13 protein-coding genes are annotated in these 20,136 nt (G+C 50.7%); all 13 read left to right on the top strand.

The genetic code is table 11. The features are described from left to right. The first annotated feature begins 74 nt into the window (after positions 1 to 74). The 13 genes from IJG50_01985 to IJG50_01925 all read left to right on the top strand — a co-directional run bounded on the left by IJG50_01985 (position 75) and on the right by IJG50_01925 (position 20,087). The gene (locus IJG50_01985; protein ID MBQ3378616.1) at positions 75 to 2,264 is read left to right on the top strand and encodes an immunoglobulin domain-containing protein; all 2,190 of its coding nucleotides are present in this window, start codon (positions 75 to 77) and stop codon (positions 2,262 to 2,264) included. An 883-nt stretch (positions 2,265 to 3,147) separates the two neighbouring features. After that, complete coding sequence (locus IJG50_01980) at positions 3,148 to 3,840, top strand: phosphatase PAP2 family protein (protein MBQ3378615.1); 693 nt, start codon at positions 3,148 to 3,150, stop codon at positions 3,838 to 3,840. Positions 3,841 to 3,944: 104 nt separating this feature from the next. After that, complete coding sequence (hisH, locus tag IJG50_01975; protein MBQ3378614.1) at positions 3,945 to 4,565, top strand: imidazole glycerol phosphate synthase subunit HisH; 621 nt, start codon at positions 3,945 to 3,947, stop codon at positions 4,563 to 4,565. A 1-nt stretch (position 4,566) separates the two neighbouring features. Next, a complete protein-coding gene (gene hisF, locus IJG50_01970; protein MBQ3378613.1) occupies positions 4,567 to 5,325 on the top strand; it encodes an imidazole glycerol phosphate synthase subunit HisF in 759 nt (252 codons plus the stop codon). A gap of 20 nt (positions 5,326 to 5,345) precedes the next feature. Continuing rightward, positions 5,346 to 6,902: a glutamine-hydrolyzing GMP synthase gene (gene guaA, locus IJG50_01965; protein MBQ3378612.1), complete on the top strand. Its 1,557-nt coding sequence runs from the start codon at positions 5,346 to 5,348 to the stop codon at positions 6,900 to 6,902. Positions 6,903 to 7,250: 348 nt separating this feature from the next. Continuing rightward, positions 7,251 to 8,339: an asparaginase gene (locus tag IJG50_01960; GenBank protein ID MBQ3378611.1), complete on the top strand. Its 1,089-nt coding sequence runs from the start codon at positions 7,251 to 7,253 to the stop codon at positions 8,337 to 8,339. A 399-nt stretch (positions 8,340 to 8,738) separates the two neighbouring features. Further along, positions 8,739 to 10,703, top strand: coding sequence for a leucine-rich repeat domain-containing protein (locus tag IJG50_01955; protein ID MBQ3378610.1), 1,965 nt, complete (start codon positions 8,739 to 8,741; stop codon positions 10,701 to 10,703). 402 nt (positions 10,704 to 11,105) lie between these two features. Then, positions 11,106 to 11,885: an AzlC family ABC transporter permease gene (locus tag IJG50_01950; protein ID MBQ3378609.1), complete on the top strand. Its 780-nt coding sequence runs from the start codon at positions 11,106 to 11,108 to the stop codon at positions 11,883 to 11,885. Next, the gene (locus IJG50_01945; protein MBQ3378608.1) at positions 11,875 to 12,198 is read left to right on the top strand and encodes an AzlD domain-containing protein; all 324 of its coding nucleotides are present in this window, start codon (positions 11,875 to 11,877) and stop codon (positions 12,196 to 12,198) included. Before IJG50_01950 ends, IJG50_01945 begins: the two co-directional genes overlap by 11 nt. Before the next feature lie 617 nt (positions 12,199 to 12,815). Then, positions 12,816 to 15,614: an amino acid permease gene (locus IJG50_01940; protein MBQ3378607.1), complete on the top strand. Its 2,799-nt coding sequence runs from the start codon at positions 12,816 to 12,818 to the stop codon at positions 15,612 to 15,614. Between the two features lie 216 nt (positions 15,615 to 15,830). Continuing rightward, positions 15,831 to 16,751, top strand: a complete 921-nt coding sequence (locus IJG50_01935; GenBank protein MBQ3378606.1) for a hypothetical protein — start codon at positions 15,831 to 15,833, stop codon at positions 16,749 to 16,751. Further along, positions 16,748 to 17,788 (top strand): GGDEF domain-containing protein, encoded by a 1,041-nt coding sequence (locus IJG50_01930; GenBank protein MBQ3378605.1) that lies wholly within the window; start codon positions 16,748 to 16,750, stop codon positions 17,786 to 17,788. Before IJG50_01935 ends, IJG50_01930 begins: the two co-directional genes overlap by 4 nt. Positions 17,789 to 17,858: 70 nt before the next feature. Continuing rightward, positions 17,859 to 20,087 carry an EAL domain-containing protein gene (locus IJG50_01925; GenBank protein ID MBQ3378604.1) on the top strand — a complete coding sequence of 743 codons (2,229 nt, stop codon included), beginning with the start codon at positions 17,859 to 17,861 and terminating at the stop codon, positions 20,085 to 20,087. The last annotated feature ends 49 nt before the right edge of the window (positions 20,088 to 20,136 follow it).

The following is a 20,136-nucleotide window of genomic DNA, read 5'->3' as shown; positions in this document are numbered from 1 at the left end:
TGCCCAACAGCATCGTCAAGGGGGATGGCTTCGATCTCTGGAATGCGCTTGTGTCCCCCGGTCAGGAGACCTTCATGATGGTCAAGCCGGTGTCGCACGAGGCGGATATCGATTTTATGGCCGACCCCGGGCATTTCCAACCGACACTCAATACCGACAGCGTCGTTGTGAAGACCAATTATACGCCGCTTTTCGGGGAGGCCGCCGAGGCCCGGAACAAAGAGGTGTACGTCTGGTGTTTCTATGACGTATATGAGTTCGAGACCATGACGGTGCTCGGTCACTGCAACGCTCCGGTCAATGCCGCGGTGGATCTTTGCGAAGTGATGCCGGGCCTGTCGGAACAATTCGAAGAGGGCAAGACCTATGCCGTCTTCGCGACGGTCATCGAGCAGTACGAGGGCGCCTGCCGCTACGAGCCCAGGACGGTATGCTGCAATCTTTTCAACGCTACAAGTCACCGGCCGATCACGATCACAAAGCAGCCGGACACGGTAAGGTATGTGGCGGGCCGCAAGGGCGGACAGGTGACACTCACGGCGGAGGCCGCAAACGCGACGGACGCTTACTGGGAGATGACCGCGCCCTATTACAGAAAGCTTAAGCCCACGACCTTCCAAAACGGCAAGGCCACGCTGACCGTGCCGGTGGAATATGAGGCGACGTACCGCTGCCAGTTTACAAATCCGTATTATTACAGCGCTGTTCACGATACCTACACCTATATACCTACGAATGAGGCGGAAGTGGCCTATATGCCGGCCTTTGAGTTGGGGTACGACCAAACGAATGACCAGTTTGCGGTCCAGGGCTACGATACGGAGATCGTTCTTTGGCATAACGGCCAGGAAGACAGAGGGCAGCCCTTTTACGGCTGGGACTACGGGCAGGCGGGCATGTATGCCTGGTATAAGGACGGCGAAAAGCTGACGATGGACGGAACGCATTACGAGGCGGTTGCCTACTGGGGCGGCGGCCTGGGATTAAGGATAAAAAACGTTACCAAGACAGATGCCGGCATGTACGAGTGCAGGTGCGGTCTGGAGGATATGCCGTTCGGAAGCGGCAAAGTAGATCTAGATGTTTTGGAGTCAGCCGGCTGGGTCTATGACGTCTCGCTGACAGGCATGAAGGACCGCTATGTGGGTGATCTGCCGCCTGAGGCAAGCACGATACGGACGAACGATATACGGGTCGGAGTGACCGACGTCGAGTGGGCCAACCTGGACGCCGGGGGACATATCACTGCGGAGTCGTACTACACCATAACTGTTGAAGCAAAGTACGGGGCGACATTCGACGAAACGATGACCTGGAACATGGACGGCAGTTACATGGACGTTGCGCTCGTTTCTGCGGACGGCAAGGAAGCTTTGCTCGTGGACACCCACAAATACGAGGGCCGAGGCGATTATGTCGAAGAGGACGATACGGTCGTCCTCAATCAGACTTCGTTTACGGTCTATCAGGGCCTTTACAGCCCGCTGAACGGACAGTTCAGGGTCAGCAGGTTCATCTGTCCCTCTGCGCATTCTTCGGTGCTGGGTCATACGCACGAGATCGGCAGCGTGGAATTGGCGAAAGGCTCCCTCCCGTATGGGCTCAAATTCCTGCACGACGGCTTCTGCGGACAGGTCTTTGCAGATCCTGGGGTCTACAAGGCTACGCTCCGCTATGCTATCGTCGACGCCGACACCGGGGAAAAGCACAACAGCTGCGACGTTGAGATCACCTTCAATGTGATGCCGGCGCAGGGCGACCCAAGCGAACCCATTGAGCATATCCATGACTTCTGCGATTGGACATCCGACGGTCCGAATACCCACTCCGCCGTCTGCATTGACTGCGGCGAGAGCATGTGGTTCCCCCATGACTGGGACGAGGGGACCGCCACGAAGATCCCCACACGAAGCACGGACGGTATAATGACCTACACCTGCTCGATCTGCGGGGAGACTCGAACGGAGGCCCTGCCCTATGAGGATTATATGCCGCCCTTCCCCGAGGTGGGAGAAGTGAGCTATGAGGACGGCACGCTGCAAATCAGCCTGACCGAATACAGCGGCGACGCCGCCGACGTCCGGCTCTGCATTGCCGCCTATGATCAGAGCGGCAAGCTGCTGCGCGTCATCATCACCACACCTGACAAAACCGGCAAATTTGAGACAGAGCTGGGCCTTGGCGCGAAGCGCATTTCCGTTTTCGTCCTGGATAAGACGACCTTTACGCCGCTTACCGACCTCTTCTCCAAGACCGTGGGCTGATCCCTATCCGGTTGACGGAAAAGAGGTAAAACACGCCATGACAGAAGAAAGAGTACTCCTCTTCTCGTTTATTGCAAAAAATGCGGCGCTCCCGCAGGCTTTGACATCATCTGGCAGACCTACCGCTGCGCAAGCTGCGGCGAGGTGATCGGGATCGCGGAGGCAAAGGAGCAGGCATATCACCGGAGGGGACGGCGGTCAAAATTTCTCGCCGGTTGGACGATCAGGAGCTCAATGACATGGAGCCCTATGACCGATCGGCGGCGCAGCCCATTGAATATGGTTTTATCGCCGGCAGCGGCGCCGCGATTTTGATGTGATGCTGCCCGTGAGACCGAGGGTATCTTCGCTGGCCGGAAGGATATTACGCTCAAGGATGGGAATATGGTTTGCAGCGACTGCACAAAGAAGGTGCGGATCCTTTTATCCCCTGCGCAGTGTCAAGACGTTTGTGTAATCCGGGTCTTGTTTTGGCTATACATACATCGGGGGGAAAAGTGTGCCGAAAAGAGGATGGATCAATTCGCTGGAAGGACTGACGCTGGAGGAACTCAAAAAGGCAGAGAGGGACGTGCAGCAGGCGGCGCTTTAAGCAAAAGTCCCCCAAAAAAACAAACAGACCGAGGAGGCTTAAAAAAGCCGCCTCGGTTTCTCTGTTTGATTTCCGCAGGGGTTTGAAAATGACGGCCAAATGATTTACAATAATACGTGTATGATAAAATACGCGGCGCGCTTCGCCCCATACGGCAAAGCGGCAGATCTTATCTGAGCCTTCAAAGGACGCGCGGACGTTTGTCCCTGCATAGTTCGAAGGGGAACTAAATAGATCTGATTTGGGACGAATACGGTTTTTTGGAAAATAATTTTTGAAAGGATAATTCTTATGAAAAACAAAGGCAGGTATATTGCGGCGGTCGTCTTCGGCGTACTCACGGTAATATGGATAATTCTTGTTCGCGCCGTTGACGTGCAGGCGATCGGTCCGGAGAATACGAGCATAGGACTGTCGCACTTGAATCAGTATATCTTTGATTCGCTCGGAGTAAACATGACGTGGTACAAAGTCACACAGGGGCTTGGCGTTTTAGCTATCTTGATTGCGCTTCTTTTCGTATTGGCGGGAGTACTTCAGTTCATCAAAAAAAAGAGTGTCGCCAAAATCAACAAGGACCTTCTTGCTCTTTACGGACTTTACGTTTTGGTGATATGCGTCTATATCCTGTTTGAAGCCGTGATCGTTAATTACAGACCCATAATCATGCCGGACGCCCTGCATCCGGAGGCGTCGTTCCCGTCCTCGCATACGATGCTTGTCTGCGTCGTCATGGGCAGCGCCGCGGCGTTTGTCGGAAGGCACTTTAAAAGAAAGCCGCTGTGCGGCGTACTTAAGATCGTCTGCGTCGTTATCATTGCAATAACCGTGATAGGAAGACTGCTTTCGGGCGTTCATTGGTTTAGCGATATAATCGGAGGGATACTGATAAGCCTGACGCTACTTTCGCTGTATTTGGGATTTACGAAAAAAAGACGCAACCTCAGTCAACGGGAGCGCTCTTTGAAAAAGAAAGGCGCTTGACGGCCGACAGTCTTCACAGAGGAAACGCTGGAGGCGTCCGTTTTTGCAAAATGTGTCGATATATGATACAATATAATATAAATCTTAATTTGAATGGAGAACGTATGATAGCGATAATTGATTACGGCGCCGGAAACTTAAAGAGCGTACAGAAGGCGTTTTCATATTTGGGCTTCGAGTCTGAAATTACGAGCGATCCCGAAAAGATACTTTCGGCTTCGCACGTGATCCTGCCGGGCGTGGGCTCGTTCGGAGAGGCCATGAACAAGCTGAACGCGGCGGGACTGCCGCCTGTGATACATAAAGCGATAGATGCGGGCGTGCCGTTTTTGGGCATCTGCCTCGGACTTCAGCTCCTCTTTGAGGAGAGCGAGGAGTCGCCGGGCGCAAAAGGTCTCGGAGTATTTCGCGGCAGGGTGGTAAAGATACCGCCGAAGGCGGGCTTTAAGATACCGCATATGGGATGGAATTCGATAAAGATAAACGACGCCTGCCCTCTTTTTTCGGGGCTTTCGGGCGAGCCGTACGTATATTTCGTTCATTCGTATTATCCCGACGCGGAGGACGACGGGGTCGTATGCGCGCGCACGGAATATACGGATACGCTCAAAGTGGGCGCGTGGAGAAAGAACGTCTTTGCCGTGCAGTTCCATCCGGAGAAAAGCTCCGACGTGGGGCTTATGATGCTTAAGAACTTTGCTGGACTTAAAAAGGGGGAACTTTGATATGCACGCGAAACGTATCATACCGTGCCTTGACGTACACGCCGGGCGCGTCGTCAAGGGCGTGAATTTCGTTAATCTTACAGATGCGGGCGACCCCGTGCTCATAGGCGCGGCCTACGACAAGGCGGGCGCGGACGAGCTGGTGTTCCTCGACATTACGGCTTCAAGCGATAATCGTTCGATAGTGCTCGATATGGTGCGACGAGTGGCCGAAACGGTGTTCATACCGTTCACCGTGGGCGGCGGCATACGCACGGTCGAGGATTTTCGCGATATTTTAAGAGAAGGAGCGGACAAGATATCGATAAACTCTACGGCCGTTAAGAACCCGCAGCTCATAACGGACGCGGCGCGCATTTTCGGCAGCCAGTGCGTCGTCGTTGCGATAGACGCAAAGCGGCGCGATGCGGGCGGCTGGGACGTTTACGTTCACGGCGGCCGCACGAATACGGGCATAGACGCCGTAAAGTGGGCGAAGCGCGCCTGCGAGCTCGGCGCGGGAGAGATACTGCTTACGAGTATGGACTGCGACGGCACGAAGGCGGGATACGATATCGAGCTTACGCGCGAGATCGCCGAAACGGTCAGCATTCCCGTCATAGCCTCCGGCGGCGCCGGCACGATGGAACATTTTAAAGAGGCTTTAACAGACGCGAAAGCGGACGCGGCGCTTGCCGCATCGCTGTTTCACTACAAAGAGATGGAGATAATGGATCTAAAGCGATATTTGAACGAAGCGGGCGTGCCCGTAAGGATATAAAGGGAAGAGGAGAGATCAAAATGAAGCACGAGCTTGTGATAGTTCTCGATTTCGGCGGGCAGTATAATCAGCTAATTGCGCGCCGCGTAAGAGAAAACAGCGTTTACTGCGAGATAAAAAGCTATAAAACTCCTATTGAGGAGATACGCGCCCTTTCCCCCAAGGGCATAATATTCACGGGCGGTCCGAACAGCGTTTACGACCCCTCGTCGCCGCACATCTCGAAGGAGATATTCGAGCTGGGAGTGCCGATCCTTGGCATATGCTACGGCTGCCAGCTTATGGCGTACACGCTCGGCGGCGAGGTCTCGGCCTGCGAAAAGAGCGAATACGGCAAGATAGACGTGACGGTAGACGACAGGGAAAGCCTGCTGTTTCGGGGGATACCCGCTCACAGCATCGTATGGATGAGCCATACCGATTACGTAAGCCGCCTGCCCGAGGGCTTTAAGGCGTCGGCCCATTCGGCGGACTGCCCCACGGCGGCTTTTGAGAATGAGGAGAAAAAACTCTATTCCGTGCAGTTCCATCCCGAGGTCACGCACAGCGAATACGGTAAGGAGATACTTCGCAACTTCCTCTATAACGTATGCGAATGCCGAGGCGACTGGGTGATGGACGATTTCATAGAAACAACGGTCGAAAAGCTGCGCGCGCAGATAGGCAGCCGCAAGGTAGTGCTTGGACTTTCGGGCGGCGTCGATTCGTCCGTTGCAGCGGGGCTTTTAAGCCGTGCCGTGGGCAGTCAGCTCACGTGCGTATTCGTCGATCAGGGACTTATGCGAAAGGACGAGGGCGATTTTGTAGAAAACACCTTTACGAAGCTGTTCGACATGAAATTCGTGCGCGTTAATTGTGAGGAGCAGTTTCTTGAGAAGCTGAAGGGCGTCACCGATCCCGAGGAAAAGCGAAAGATCATAGGCCGTGAGTTTTACAAGGTGTTCTGGGACAAGGTGCGCGAGGAGGCGGACGGCGGATTTTTCGCGCAGGGTACGATATATCCCGACCGAATAGAGAGCGGCAAGGGCAACGAGGCCGGAAAAGGCAGCACCGCGACGATAAAGACGCATCACAATATGGTTGAGAAGCCTGCCGATATAAAATTCGACGGCACTATTGAGCCGCTAGGCGATCTCTTTAAGGATGAGGTGCGCGCCGTGGGCGAAAAGCTGGGCATCCCGCGCGAGCTCGTATGGCGCCAGCCGTTCCCGGGGCCGGGGCTAGGCGTTCGCATTATAGGCGAGATAACAAAGGAGAAGATAAAGGTGCTGCAGGAGGCCGACGCCGTATTCCGCGATGAGATACGAAAGAGCGGCATCGAAAGCGAGCTTAAGCAGTTCTTCGCAGTACTGCCCGACGTTAAGACCGTCGGCGTCATGGGCGACCACAGAACGTACGACCACCTTATAGCGATAAGAGCAATAACTACAGACGACTTTATGACGGCCGACTGGGCGCGCATACCGTACGACGTGCTCGCGCGCATCTCGAACCGCCTCACGAACGAGGTGGAGCACGTAAACAGGGTGGTATACGATATTACGTCCAAGCCTCCCGGAACAGTGGAGTGGGAGTGATCATCAGACGCCTTTTTCACGAAAACGTGCCCCCGGCCTGTTCTGCGGCGGCGGTTCTCGCAGCAGGCAATATTGCAGATGCTGTCGTTACCGGGTAATGTCTCTAAAAAACAGTAGAAGCTGCTGAATACATCACGCTCAAGGTCTGGTCCATGGGCGCAGGGGTCGTGTTCTATAAAGAACACGTTGCGGCGCCTTTCCGGGCAGTCTGCTTCCCGAACAGCACGCACATACCGGTCAGCGATCACCCTGAATAGTTTGCCAAAGAAGTCAAAAAAACGCTGCGAAACAATAAATAAAGGAGAATGACAAATGAAAAAACTGCTCGCACTTATCCTTGCCTTATCCATGATCTTCGCCCTCGCGGCCTGCGGCAGCAACGACAGCGGCGAAAAAAACGATTCCCCGGCAGAACAGACACAGGATCAAGTAAGCGAAACTTCAGGACCGGCAGAAGATTCTCTGGAAAGCAAGCCAAAGATCGTTGTGCTGGCGACGGGAGGAACCATCGCCGGAGTTGGCGAAGCAGGAAAAACCGCAGGGTATAAACCGGGTTCTCTGACGGCAGAAGAATTGCTTTCTGCGGTGCCGCAGCTGGCAGATGTCGCTGAAATTGAAGCGATCCAGATCTGCAACGTCAATTCCGACGATATCACAGCGGAAGTTTGGATCGAGCTGGCCAATACGATCAATGAAATGGCTGCAGATCCGGATGTAAAGGGCTTTGTGATCACCCATGGAACCGACACGATGGAGGAAACCGCTTATTTTCTGAATCTGACGGTGAAAACAGACAAGCCTGTGGTGCTGACCGGCTCCATGCGTCCCGCAACCTCCATCTCAGCCGACGGCCCCATGAATCTGTATGAATCCGTCTGTGTCGCCGCTTCGGATGAAGCGGCAGGACAAGGCGTACTGATCGTTTTCTCCGATCGGATCTACGCCGCCCGTTCCATGACAAAAACCAGCACCTACAGCGTGATGGCTATCTCAGCCGGAGAGACCGGCAGCATCGGCATTGTTCGGGACGGAGAGGTCTATCTGTATGAGCATGCGTCCCAGAAACATACGACAAACTCTGAGTTTGATGTGTCAGGGCTTACGACCCTTCCGAAGGTATCGATTATCTATTTTGCCGTGGATGCGGACCCTGAACTGCTGCGCTACGCCGCCGAGCATTCCGACGGCCTGGTGATCGCCGGAGCCGGGGCAGGCGAATTCAGCGAGGAATGGATAGAGATCATCAAAGGCCTTCAGATCCCGGTCGTCATTTCCAGCCGGATTGACGACGGCGTCATCACAAAAGGAAATCTGCTGTGCGAAAACACAGTCGCCGCGAACAACCTGTCTCCCCAGAAGGCGGCCATTCTGCTGCGGCTGGCCCTGACGGGTGAGGTAAGTCAGGAAAGGCTGGAAGAACTGTTCCTGCAATACTGATTTATGATTCCCAAAGGACGATATCCCAAAACAGTGAACGGAGAAATATGTGTGTTGAGTCATAAGACTGTCTGCAAATGTCGGCAAATCGTGTTTTAAGTGAGAAAAAACAATGCAGAAATTGCTGTTCACTTTTTTGCTTTTGTTCTGATCGCGGTGAGCGTTGTCTCTATAGGCTGAAGAAACGATTGTGCAGTTTTTGCCCATGTCGGTGAAAGTATTGCTGCTTCCCAAATTTGAGATCGGTGAAATGGCCGGTGATTTTCCCGGCGAGGCTCAGTATTACGCGGCACGAAATTAAGCGGCTTTGGGATAAACCGTCCTGCTGCGGGTCGCTTAAGAAAAGACCTGTGAATGAAATGTAAAAAAGCGTAAAGCCGAAAGCGGAGGCTTGAAAACATGAAAAAAATCATCGTATCCATCGTTCTTATGCTCTGCATGAACGCAGTATTCTGCCTGCCGGTATATGCGGCGGACACAGTCGCCGGCGGGACGTGCGGCGCGGACGGGGACAATGTGGTCTGGACGCTGGACAGCGACGGAAAGCTGACCATCAGCGGCAGCGGCGCGATGGCGGATTACAATTATTATACTGAGTGCCCTTGGTATGACTACAGAAGATCCGAAATCTCCATAACCTCCGTTGAGGTGATGCCCGGGGTCACGAGTATCGGGGATCATGCTTTTCAGTACTGCTTTAACATGGAAAGCGTGTCGCTTCCTTCCGGCATCACCAAAATCGGAGATAACGCCTTCGAGAGCAACTTTTACGTGCGGGAGATCACTATCCCTGACGGGGTCACGTCCATCGGCAAAGAAGCGTTTTACAAATGCGGAAGTCTGGAAAGCGTCACTGTCCCGGACAGCGTCGTCACCATAGGCGTATCTGCGTTCAACGAATGCTACGTACTTAAGAGCGTTACGCTTCCGAATACGCTCACGACCCTGGAATCCAAGCTTTTCAGGCAATGCTGGGAGCTTAAGCACGTCACGATCCCCGACAGTCTCACCTCGATCGGAAGTTATGTGTTCTATGAGTGTTTCGAGCTTACCGATATCCATATTCCCGATGGAATGAAGACGATCGGGAATGGAGCCTTCTATGCCTGCCTAGCGCTGGACGGTATAACATTGCCCGACGGACTTGAATCGATCGGAGAAGAGGCTTTCTGCGATTGTAAAAGCCTGACGGAAATCGACGTGCCGGACAGCGTCGCTTCTCTTGGGGAAGACGCTTTCCTCGGGTGCGAATCCCTGACCCGCGCGAAGGTATCTAATCAGATCACTGCGCTTAACGGGACATTCTATGCCTGCAGAAGCATGACCGATGTGACGATCCCGGACAGCGTCACCTATATAGGGAACGGGGCATTCAGCGAATGCGACAGCCTCGAGCATGTGGATCTTCCCGCTCATCTTGAGACGATCGGAGCAAACGGGTTCTCCGGATGCGATAGCATTACGGAGATCTCTTTTCCCGAAAGTCTTACTCTCATAGGAAATTATGCTTTTGCCGGCTGCTCGAATCTGACCTCCGTTATCCTTCCGGAGGGCCTTTGGAAGATCGGCTACAGAGGCTTTTTCAAAAACGAAAGCCTGCACACGGTCTATCTTCCGGAAAGTCTTGAGGTGATCGGGGAAGATGCTTTCCGGGGATGCGGGCAGCTTGGCGGGATCGTTATTCCCAAAAACGTGACCGATTTCGGAGATTATGCTTTTGCGGACTGCAGCAGTCTGTCCGGCCTTACGCTTTCCGACGGGCTTAGGACCCTCGGCAAAGCTGCATTCTGGAATTGCGTAAGCCTAAAAAACGTAACGATCCCGAACAGCTTCTCAAAGCTTCCGGTTTCGGCGTTCAATAACTGCATTTCGTTGACCACCGTAACGATCCCCGACACTGTTACCGTCATCGGCCAAAGGGCATTCAAGGACTGCGGCCGCCTGTCCGACGTTTATTACGGCGGAGATGAGGACAAATGGGCCGAGGTTTTTGTCGATACCGATAATGAACCGCTTAATAGCGTCGTGATCCACTATAACTCATCTGCACATACCATGTCGGAAGGCATAGCTGCCGTTACGACGGTCTCCGGTTCTGACGTAAAGCGCATAGTGGAAGATATTCAAAAAGGCGAAAAGCTTGTTGTGGACGTGAACGTTTCGAGGAAGGCATTCTGTTTTGCGGCAGTCTGCGATTCGAACGGCAGGCTGCTCGCGCTGCGAATGGCGGAAGCGGTCCCATATGACAGCGGAATGACGCTCACATTTACGTTTGATAATGCCTTCGGGGCAGCATCCCTTAAAGTGATGCTCCTTGATGAAACCATGAGGCCTTTGACAGAATGCTTCGGTACTGCCGGATAGTCGGTACGCCGACCGATCCCGAAGTGGAATTTGTTTTGCGCTTTAAACATTACTTATTCACGATGGATTTAAAATTACAAACAAAATGAGCCTGTGAGGGAGTAAGCTGCCGAAACGACATTGCAAACCGAAATTATGCCTTGCAGCTGCAGGAAGCTGTAGCTGCAAGGCTTTTTTATATCCTGACGCCTTGAAAATACCCAAGGAACGACACTAACGTAACGCCGCTTATCGGGCTATAAGGGTTCAACGAGAATGTCATTTTGAACTTGAATTATGTTCAATTATGTACTTGCGCAGAAAAGCGAAAAAATCATACCACATCTCAAAAAATCCCCGACCATCACAAGAACAACGAAAAAACGCCGTCATAGCCGCGGCAGTTAGCCAAAAAGCTTTACAATGCGGGTCTTGGTACGCTATAATCAGATTGTATCATTATCGGGAGGATATACTTTGGCATCATCATATAAGGCAGCCCTGTTTTCGCAGGGGATAAAAGACGGAACATCTATTTGCATAGGCTACTTTTCGGTAGCCTTTGCTTTTGGCATTTTTACGGTAGCAAGCGGGCTTTCTCCGCTTCAGGCAACGCTCATATCCGCAACGAACGTCACCTCTGCGGGGCAGCTTGCCGCAGTGCCGATAATCCTTTCGGGCGGAACGCTGTTCGAGCTTGCAGTCGCGCAGTTCATCATAAATCTAAGGTATGCGCTTATGAGCATATTGCTTTCGCAAAAGTTTGACGAAAGCATAAGGCTTTCAGACCGCTTTATCATAGCGTTCGTCAACACGGACGAGGTGTTCGCTGTCGCGTCGTCGCATGAGTCGGTCAGTCGGCAGTATATGTTCGGGCTGATACTTACGCCGTTCTTGGGATGGACGGCGGGAACGGCGGTCGGAGCATTTGCGGGCAGTATCCTTCCGACGATGGTGATATCCGCGCTGGGGATTGCGATATACGGCATGTTCATAGCCATCGTCGTTCCTCCGGCGAAGGAGAACAGGCACATCCTTTTCTGCGTTTCGCTCGCCGTAGCTCTTTCATGCCTGTTTAAGTTCCTGCCGCTTCTTTCGGGCGTGCAGACGGGCTTTGTGATAATCATATGCTCGGTGATCGCGGCGGCTGTAACGGCGGCATTTTTCCCGATAGAGCAAAAGGAGGACAGCCATGGATTTTGATGCGTTTCTCCCTTACCTTATCACAATGGCGCTGGTTACATACTTTATCAGAGCCGTGCCGCTCGTTCTATTTAAGAAAAAGATAGAGAACCGCTTCGCGCTCTCGTTCCTTCATTATATGCCATACGCAGTCTTGAGCGTTATGACCGTCCCCGCCGTTTTCTTTGCAACGGATCACGTGCTCTCCGCTGCGGCAGGCGTCGCCGCCGCGCTCGTGCTTGCGCTTATGAAGCGGAGCCTTATTTTGGTCGCCGTAGGCGCGTCGGCCGGCGTATTTATAGCGGAGCTTGCAATACGCGCAGTCGGCGGGTAGATCTCATGTTCTGAGCTGCATTTTGTCGGCAATGAAAACAAAGATCAAAATAACGCCGGCTTTAGAACGCTTGAAGCATGATCTTTGGGCGAAAATCGAATATTGTGAAAGAGTCTTGTGCCGCAATTAAGAACGCGCCGCAAGGCTTTTTTATACATTGACGTTTTATAATATGCAAGGCGCGCTTTTTTGCAAAACGGCCGCAATATGCGTCATGCCATTTTCGGATTCAAAAGAGGCCGTATTTTCGTTGATATTAAACTGTCGATATGGTATAATATGCGCGTAAAGCCTGCCCAAAGAGCAGCCTTTCGGCGCGGACGCGCCGGCCATACTTGCGTATGGCACGCTTTATTGAATCACGTCGCAAAAATGCCTTTGCGAGCAAGCATTTTTGCTTGCGGTATAATGGCTTGATCAAATGCAATCTCTTTGCTCGGATGATTTTAAAGAAACCGTACAGTTGGCTTTTAGATCCGGGACAAAGATATGCGTGTCTGTTGGGGGGCAAGGATGAAGCCCTTTTAATAGTATTTAAAAACGCATCGAGTCATGAAGAACATACAGCCCCTAAAGCGAGAATCGCAAATCAGGCAAATAAAGGGGAGGCCTTATTTATGGTTGGACAGCAGGAAAAAACAAAAGCTCTGGACAGGTATCTTTCACCGCTGGACGTTTGGGCAATGGCGTTCGGCGTTATGGTCGGCTGGGGTGTGTTTGCCATGCCCGGAAATACGTTCCTGCCTGTTGCCGGACCGGCCGGAACGCTTATTGCCATGGTCATAGGAATGGCTATCATGTTGATAATAGGCAGCAATTTCTCATATCTCATGGGCCGCTCATCGATAACGGGCGGCATATATTCATATACGAAAGAAGCCTTTGGGCGCGATCATGCCTTTTTGAGTTCATGGTTTCTTTGTCTTTCGTATCTTACTATCGTATTCTTAAACGGCACTGCTCTGTTCTACATAATTAGGATGCTGCTTGGAAGCACACTGCAGACAGAGTTTCACTATACGATAGCGGGAAACATAATATATCCCACGGAGACGCTTGTGTCGGCGCTTGTGCTTGGCGGCGTTGGCGTTCTTTTCATAGTGGCAAAGCCGCTGCTTCAGCGCCTCCATACTCTCCTTGCGCTTTTGCTTCTTGCCGGTGTTATCATAACGGCAGTCATATGTTTGCCTCATGCCTTTTCAAGCGGAGCGCTTACATCATTCGGAACGAGCGGCGTAAGCAAGGGATACGCAGTTTTCAGCCTTGTGATACTTGCACCGTGGGCATTTGTCGGCTTCGAAGTCACATCCTTTGATACGGCGCATTTTAAGTTCCCGATAAAAAAGTCAAGCCTTCTTATCGGACTCTCGATCATCGTAGCTGCTATTGCCTATCTGTCCATGGCGATTACGAGCGTGGCTGCCGTTCCTGACGGTTTCGATTCGTGGCAGGAGTATATTTCTTCTATAGATACGCTTGGCGGAGTCACCGCAGTACCGACTTTTTATGCCGCAGGACATTATATGGGCACTGCGGGGATATTTATAATGGCTATAACTGCAATTTCCGCAATATTGACGGGTATAATCGGAGGTTATCGCGCCACAACGAGAATATTGTCCACCATGGCGGAGGACAAGATACTTTCGGAGAAGTTTTCAAAAACGACCTACAGTATTTTGTTCATCATGCTGATCTCTATCATAATAGCATTTCTCGGCCGAAACACGCTGACGTGGTTTGTCGATATTACCTCTTTCGGAGCTATCGTGGGATTCGGATACACATCTGCCGCCGCATGGAAGATAGCAAAAACAGAAGGAAAGAACAAAAGAGTCGTGCTTGGCATAATAGGCACGGCGGTTTCCGTTCTGTTTGCCATTGTGCAGCTCGTTCCCAGGCTTACGGCTATGGAAGCCATGAACAGCTGGGCGTTTCTTCTCTTGTCGCTTTGGTGCCTTGTAGGTTTTGTATTCTACTGGCGCACCGTGCGTCACAGCACATTGACTGAATACAGCGGTATTTCCACTTCTGGTGTCGTGCTGTTCGCGCTGCTTATATATTCCTCGCTTATGTGGCTTGCAAAACGCATTGTTTACGCCGAAAGTATGGAAGAAGTGCGTTCTTCTCTTGTATGGGGCGGAGCAATACTTATGATAATAATCTTTGTCGGTATGACGGTAATGCTGTATGTGCAGAATTTTGTGCGTAAAAAGCATGAGACGGCAGAACGCGAAAAGATACGCGCCGTAGAAGGAAGCCTTGCAAAAAGCCAATTTTTATTCAATATGTCTCACGATATTCGAACGCCGATGAACGCTATCATCGGCTATACGAACCTTGCTTTGAAGGAGCCTGCGTCAAAGAATGTACACGAATACCTTGGGAAAATAGAGCTTTCCAGCCAGCATTTGCTTGCTTTGATAAATGATATTCTTGAGATGAGCCGTATTGAGAGCGGAAAAATCGAGCTTGAATATATACCCACCGATCTGTGTGCGGTATTCGATGGTATGAGAGATCTGTTTTCGGAGCAGATGAAACAGAAGCAGATAAGTTTTGCCGTACACACCTCTCAAGTGAAGAACCGATACGTCTGGTGCGACAAGAAGAACTTAAACAGGGTGCTTTTGAATATTATAGGCAATGCTTATAAATTTACTCCGACCGGAGGCGAGATCTCCGCTGCGTTATGGGAAATAGGAAACGGTGAGGACGGCTACAGCTCTTATGAAATGCGTATCCAGGATAACGGCATAGGCATGTCAAAGGAATTTGCGGAAAAGATGTTCAATGCTTTTGAGCGGGAACGCACATCCACCGACAGCGGTATAGAGGGCACGGGTCTGGGCCTCTCTATCACAAAGAGCATAGTGGATCTTATGGGAGGTACCATTGAGGTTATGACCGCTCCGGGAAGCGGAACGGAAATGATAATACGCTTAAAGCTTCGGCTGGCAGAACAGGGTGATATCTCCGAGGCTTCAATGTCGGATACTCATGAAGAAAGCTATGATTTTGCAGGTACGCATATTTTGCTTGTAGAGGACAACATGATAAATATGGAAATTGCGACCATGATCCTGGAGCAGCTTGGCTTTGAGGTCGAAAAGGCTGAAAACGGACAGATAGCCGTTGAAAAGATAACCTCTTCCGAGCCGGGGACGTATGATCTAGTCTTAATGGATATTCAAATGCCCGTTATGGACGGCTACACCGCCACAAAAGCGATACGCGCGCTCGATAACGTGGAGCTTTCGGGTATCCCTATTATAGCAATGACTGCCAATGCTTTTACCGAAGATGTTCATGCGGCAAAAAAAGCAGGCATGGACGGACATATCGCAAAACCCATCGATATAAAGGTGGTGCAGAAAACCATTGCGGACGTATTAAACAAACGACATAAGAATTGATCCGGCACAAATAACCTGCCGGGTAAGAATTGCAGGGAGGACCATAATGGACAGTATTATTGCGCGAGTCGCCACAGCTTTGCTTATCGATTACTAAGTGTTTATTACATAGACTTAAAATCGGGCAGATATGAATGTTACAGCACGAATTTAGGCTACCAGAAGCTGGACCTTCATTCTTCGGGAGATGATTTCTTCGGCGACTGTCAGCGCGACGTGCTTACCGCAGTTTATATCGACGACCAAAAGATGGTGTCTGAAGCGCTGAAGAGGGAATCTCTTTTGCGGCAGCTTCGGGATAACGCCACTCTTTCCATTGTTTACAGGCTTATGATCGGCGGCAGGCCGGTATATCATACCATGCGCATTTTAAGAGACCCCTCCGATGAGGAGGACAGCCTTGTTTTGGGCGTGCTGAATGTTGACGAGTCTATAAGGACAGAGCAATCGACAAGAACATACAACGCCATTGCGAAAACTTTGGCGAACCGCTATGCCACGATATATTATGTAGACCTCTCCTCGAACCATTATGTTGAATACTCTTCAAGCAACGATTACAGGGAGCTTGAGGTGCCTCAGGAGGGAAGCGACTTTTTTGAAGAGACGCGCAAAAACGTTATGCGCGTTATACATCCGGAAGATCTGGAAAAGGTGCTGCACATATCAGATAAAGATTTTATGATATCGGTGACCGGGCGCGGAAGAAAGTATATTTTAGAGTATAGGCTTATTATGAGCGACGGAGCTCACCATGTACGTTTGATGGCCGTGAGGGTAGACGATGATAAACACCTTATAATCGCGATCGAGAATATCGACGAAGAGATAAAAAGCCAGGAAGCGATGAAGGATATCTCCGAGAAGAATATGATATTCTCGCAGATAGCGGAGAGCCTTGCAAAGCAATACGGCATGATATATTACATAGACACCGAGACTAACAGCTATATTGAGTTTACCGCATACGATGAATACAAAGATTTCAACATAAGCCCCGTAGGCAGCGATTTTTTCGGCACGTCTCAGCGCAATGTGGGCCCATTGTTCATCCCGACGACCGCGAACAGGTGTTTGAAGCGCTCGACAAACAAACGATGCTTAAAGCCCTTGAACAAAACGATACCTTCACTATGACGTACAGGCTCCTCATGGGGGGAGAAAGCTGTTATACAAGGATGACGGTCTTTTGGGCAAACGACAGAAAGCACCTTATAATGGGCGTTATGAATATCGAACGCGAGATACAGAAGGAAAACGCCATAAAAAAGACTCTTGCCGAGAATGCGACCTTCTTCCAGATTGCAACAAGTCTTGCAAACCAGTATGACACAATATACTATGTCAACATGCTGAACGACCATTATATAGAATTCTCTTCCACGGATACTTATAAGAGTCTTGATGTGCGCCCGTCGGGAGACAATTTCTTTAAGGAATCTCTCATAAATATCGACAGGGTAATACATCCTGAGGACAGGGATGCTTTTCACAGAATACTTGAAAAGCCGACGATGATACAGATGCTGCAGGGAAAGCATATGATCACACATACATATCGCCTGATCGTAGAAGGAGGCGTCATGTATGCGCGCCTGTCCGTTATCTGGGCTTCGGACAACAAGCATCTTATCATAGGCGTTATAAATATCGATCAGGAGATCAGAAAAGAGCAGGAGATCGAAAAGAAGCTAAGCATTGCAAACGAGAAAGCCTATCGCGACGAAATGACGGGAGTAAAGAACAAAGCCGCTTTTATCGAATATATGGAAAATCTGAATCAACAGGTGCGTAAAGGACGGATAAGTGAATTTTCTGTTGTTATATGCGACGTAAACGGTCTGAAAAAGATAAACGACAGCCTTGGGCATATCGAAGGAGACGCATATATAAGAAGCGCCTGCCAGATCATCTGTCATAATTGGGAGCACAGTCCCGTGTTCCGCATAGGAGGCGATGAATTTGCGGCGGTGCTTCAGGGTTCCGACTATGAGAAAAGACATGCCTTAAGCGTGCGCTTCAAAGAGCAGATACGGGAAAACCTCAGAACAGGAAAAGTTGTGATAGCGCTGGGAATGGCTGACTTTGACGCCGCTTTGGATACCTCGGCAGACGAGGTGTTCGAGCGCGCCGACAATCTTATGTATGAAGACAAAGCGGCGCTTAAAGGTTAACGCCTGAAAGCCGCACACTGCTTTTGACAGTAAATACTAAATGCGAAAAAAGACAGGAGGCAAAAGAACTATGCCGGAAATAAAAGCAAGATTCCGACCTTCCGTTGAAAAGAGAAGGATATTACTGATAGAGGACGAACTTATAAATCAAGAGATCCTTAAGATGTATCTTGAGGACGTTTATGAGGTCATAACGGCGGAAACGGGCAAACAGGCTTTGGAGATGATCTACACTCACTTTGAAACGCTCAGCCTTATACTTCTCGACTTGAATCTGCCCGATATCCACGGCCTGGATGTGCTGCGCGAGGTCAAATCCGACATGCGGTATGCACGTCTTCCCGTAATAGTAATGACGGCGGACAGTGACGCGGAGGTGGAATGCCTTACGCTCGGGGCGATAGACTTCATTCCGAAGCCATACCCTCAGCAGGAAGTCGTTCTCGCGCGCATACTGCGCACTATCGAGCTTACGGAAGATCGCGATATACTTCGCTGGACCGAGCGCGATCAGCTTACCGGACTTTATAACAAGGACTTTTTCTACCGTTATGCCGTTCAGCTCGACGCCCATCACAAGGACTTCCCCACAGACGCGATCTTTATGAATATTAACCAGTTCCACACGATAAACGACCGCTACGGCAAGTTGTACGGGGACGAGCTTTTAAGGCGCATAGGTGAAAGGACGCTTGAAATAGTTCAGGAAACAGGCGGTATCGCATGCCGCAGCGAAGCGGACACCTTCCTTATTTACTGTCCTCACCGCACAGATTACGATTCGCTGCTTAAACAAGTGTCTGTGTGCATGAACGATGAAGACAATACTCCCGGCGAAAGCCTTGTCAGAATAAGAATGGGCGTTTACGCCGGAGCCGACAAGTCGCTTGATATCGAGCGGCGTTTTGACCGCGCAAAGATAGCTGCAAATACAGTAAAGGGAAGCTTTTCTCGCTCCATAGGTATTTACGACGACTCCATGCATGAGGCGGAGATCTTGGAAGCGCAGCTTATCGAGGATTTTCCGCGCGCTATACGAGAAAAGCAGTTTGAAGTATATTATCAGCCCAAGTTCGACGTGCGTCCCGATAAGCCGGTACTAAGCAGCGCAGAAGCGCTGATACGCTGGCGTCATCCGAAGCTCGGCATGGTGAGCCCGGGAGTGTTCATTCCCATTTTTGAAAACAACGGCCTCATATACCGTCTTGACAGCTATGTCTGGTCGGAAGCCGCAGCCCGGATACGCGACTGGAAAACAAGGCTGGGTATAAGCTTGCCTGTGTCTGTCAATGTTTCGCGTATAGACCTCTATGAACCGAGAATTGTAGATATGCTGGGTGAGATCATAGAGAAAAACGGACTCAGTCATCAGGAGCTGCTTTTGGAGATCACCGAGTCTGCGTATACGGAGGATTCCACGCAGATCGTCGAGAAGGTGCTGCATCTGCGCGAAATGGGATTTCGCATTGAGATGGACGATTTCGGTTCGGGATACTCCTCTCTCAACATGCTGTCCACGCTTCCCATAGACGCGCTGAAGCTTGACATGCATTTCATACGAAACGCCTTTAAAGCAAGGAAGGACACGCGCCTTCTTGAAGCGATGATACAGCTTGCCGACTCCTTTGAAGTGCCCACGATCGCAGAGGGCGTTGAAACAGCCGAGCAGGTATTCACGCTAAAAACGATGGGATGCGATATTATACAGGGATATTATTTCTCGCGGCCGCTTCCTGTGGCGGAGTTTGAGAAATTCCTTTTGGAGAACAAGCCGAATCCTGCTAAAGTTTCTATAAAGGAGACAAAATTCAGGAGAGACAGATTTACATATAACGCTCTGCACGACTCCCTGACGGGCCTTTATAACTACAGCGCGTTTGATATTCTGTTTCATGATTCTGACCATGACCACATCGCGGTCCTTATCGCGCAGATAGACGAATATGAGGAAATTCGCCAAAAGCACGGACGCGAGTATGCAGACCGTATAGTATGCCGCGCCGCAGACGTGTTAAGAAAGAGTTTCCGCTCTGTGGATCATATTTGCCGTTTGCGCGAGGACGAGTTTGCCGTGATAATGACGCGCGTAACAAGTGCGAAAAAGGGCTTGGTTTCCGCAAAGATAGAACAGGTGAACCGTGCGCTTCAGGAAAAGAAAGAGCCGATGCCGTCAGTTCTTTTGAACGTGGGCGTTGCTTTTTCCGACAGAGAAGCTCCGATAGGCGATATTTTTGAGGACGCAGACGCCGCGCTGAAACGACTGAAGAACAAAAAGCAGACGGGTTATGCGGTTTTCTAAAGAAGAATAAAGATTTTGATATAATAGGGCGCAATACAAAACAGGCTCC

The sequence above is a fragment of the Clostridia bacterium genome (assembly GCA_017405765.1).
GTDB lineage: Bacteria > Bacillota > Clostridia > Oscillospirales > RGIG577 > RGIG577.
This window is presented reverse-complemented; position numbering and strand designations above follow the sequence as displayed.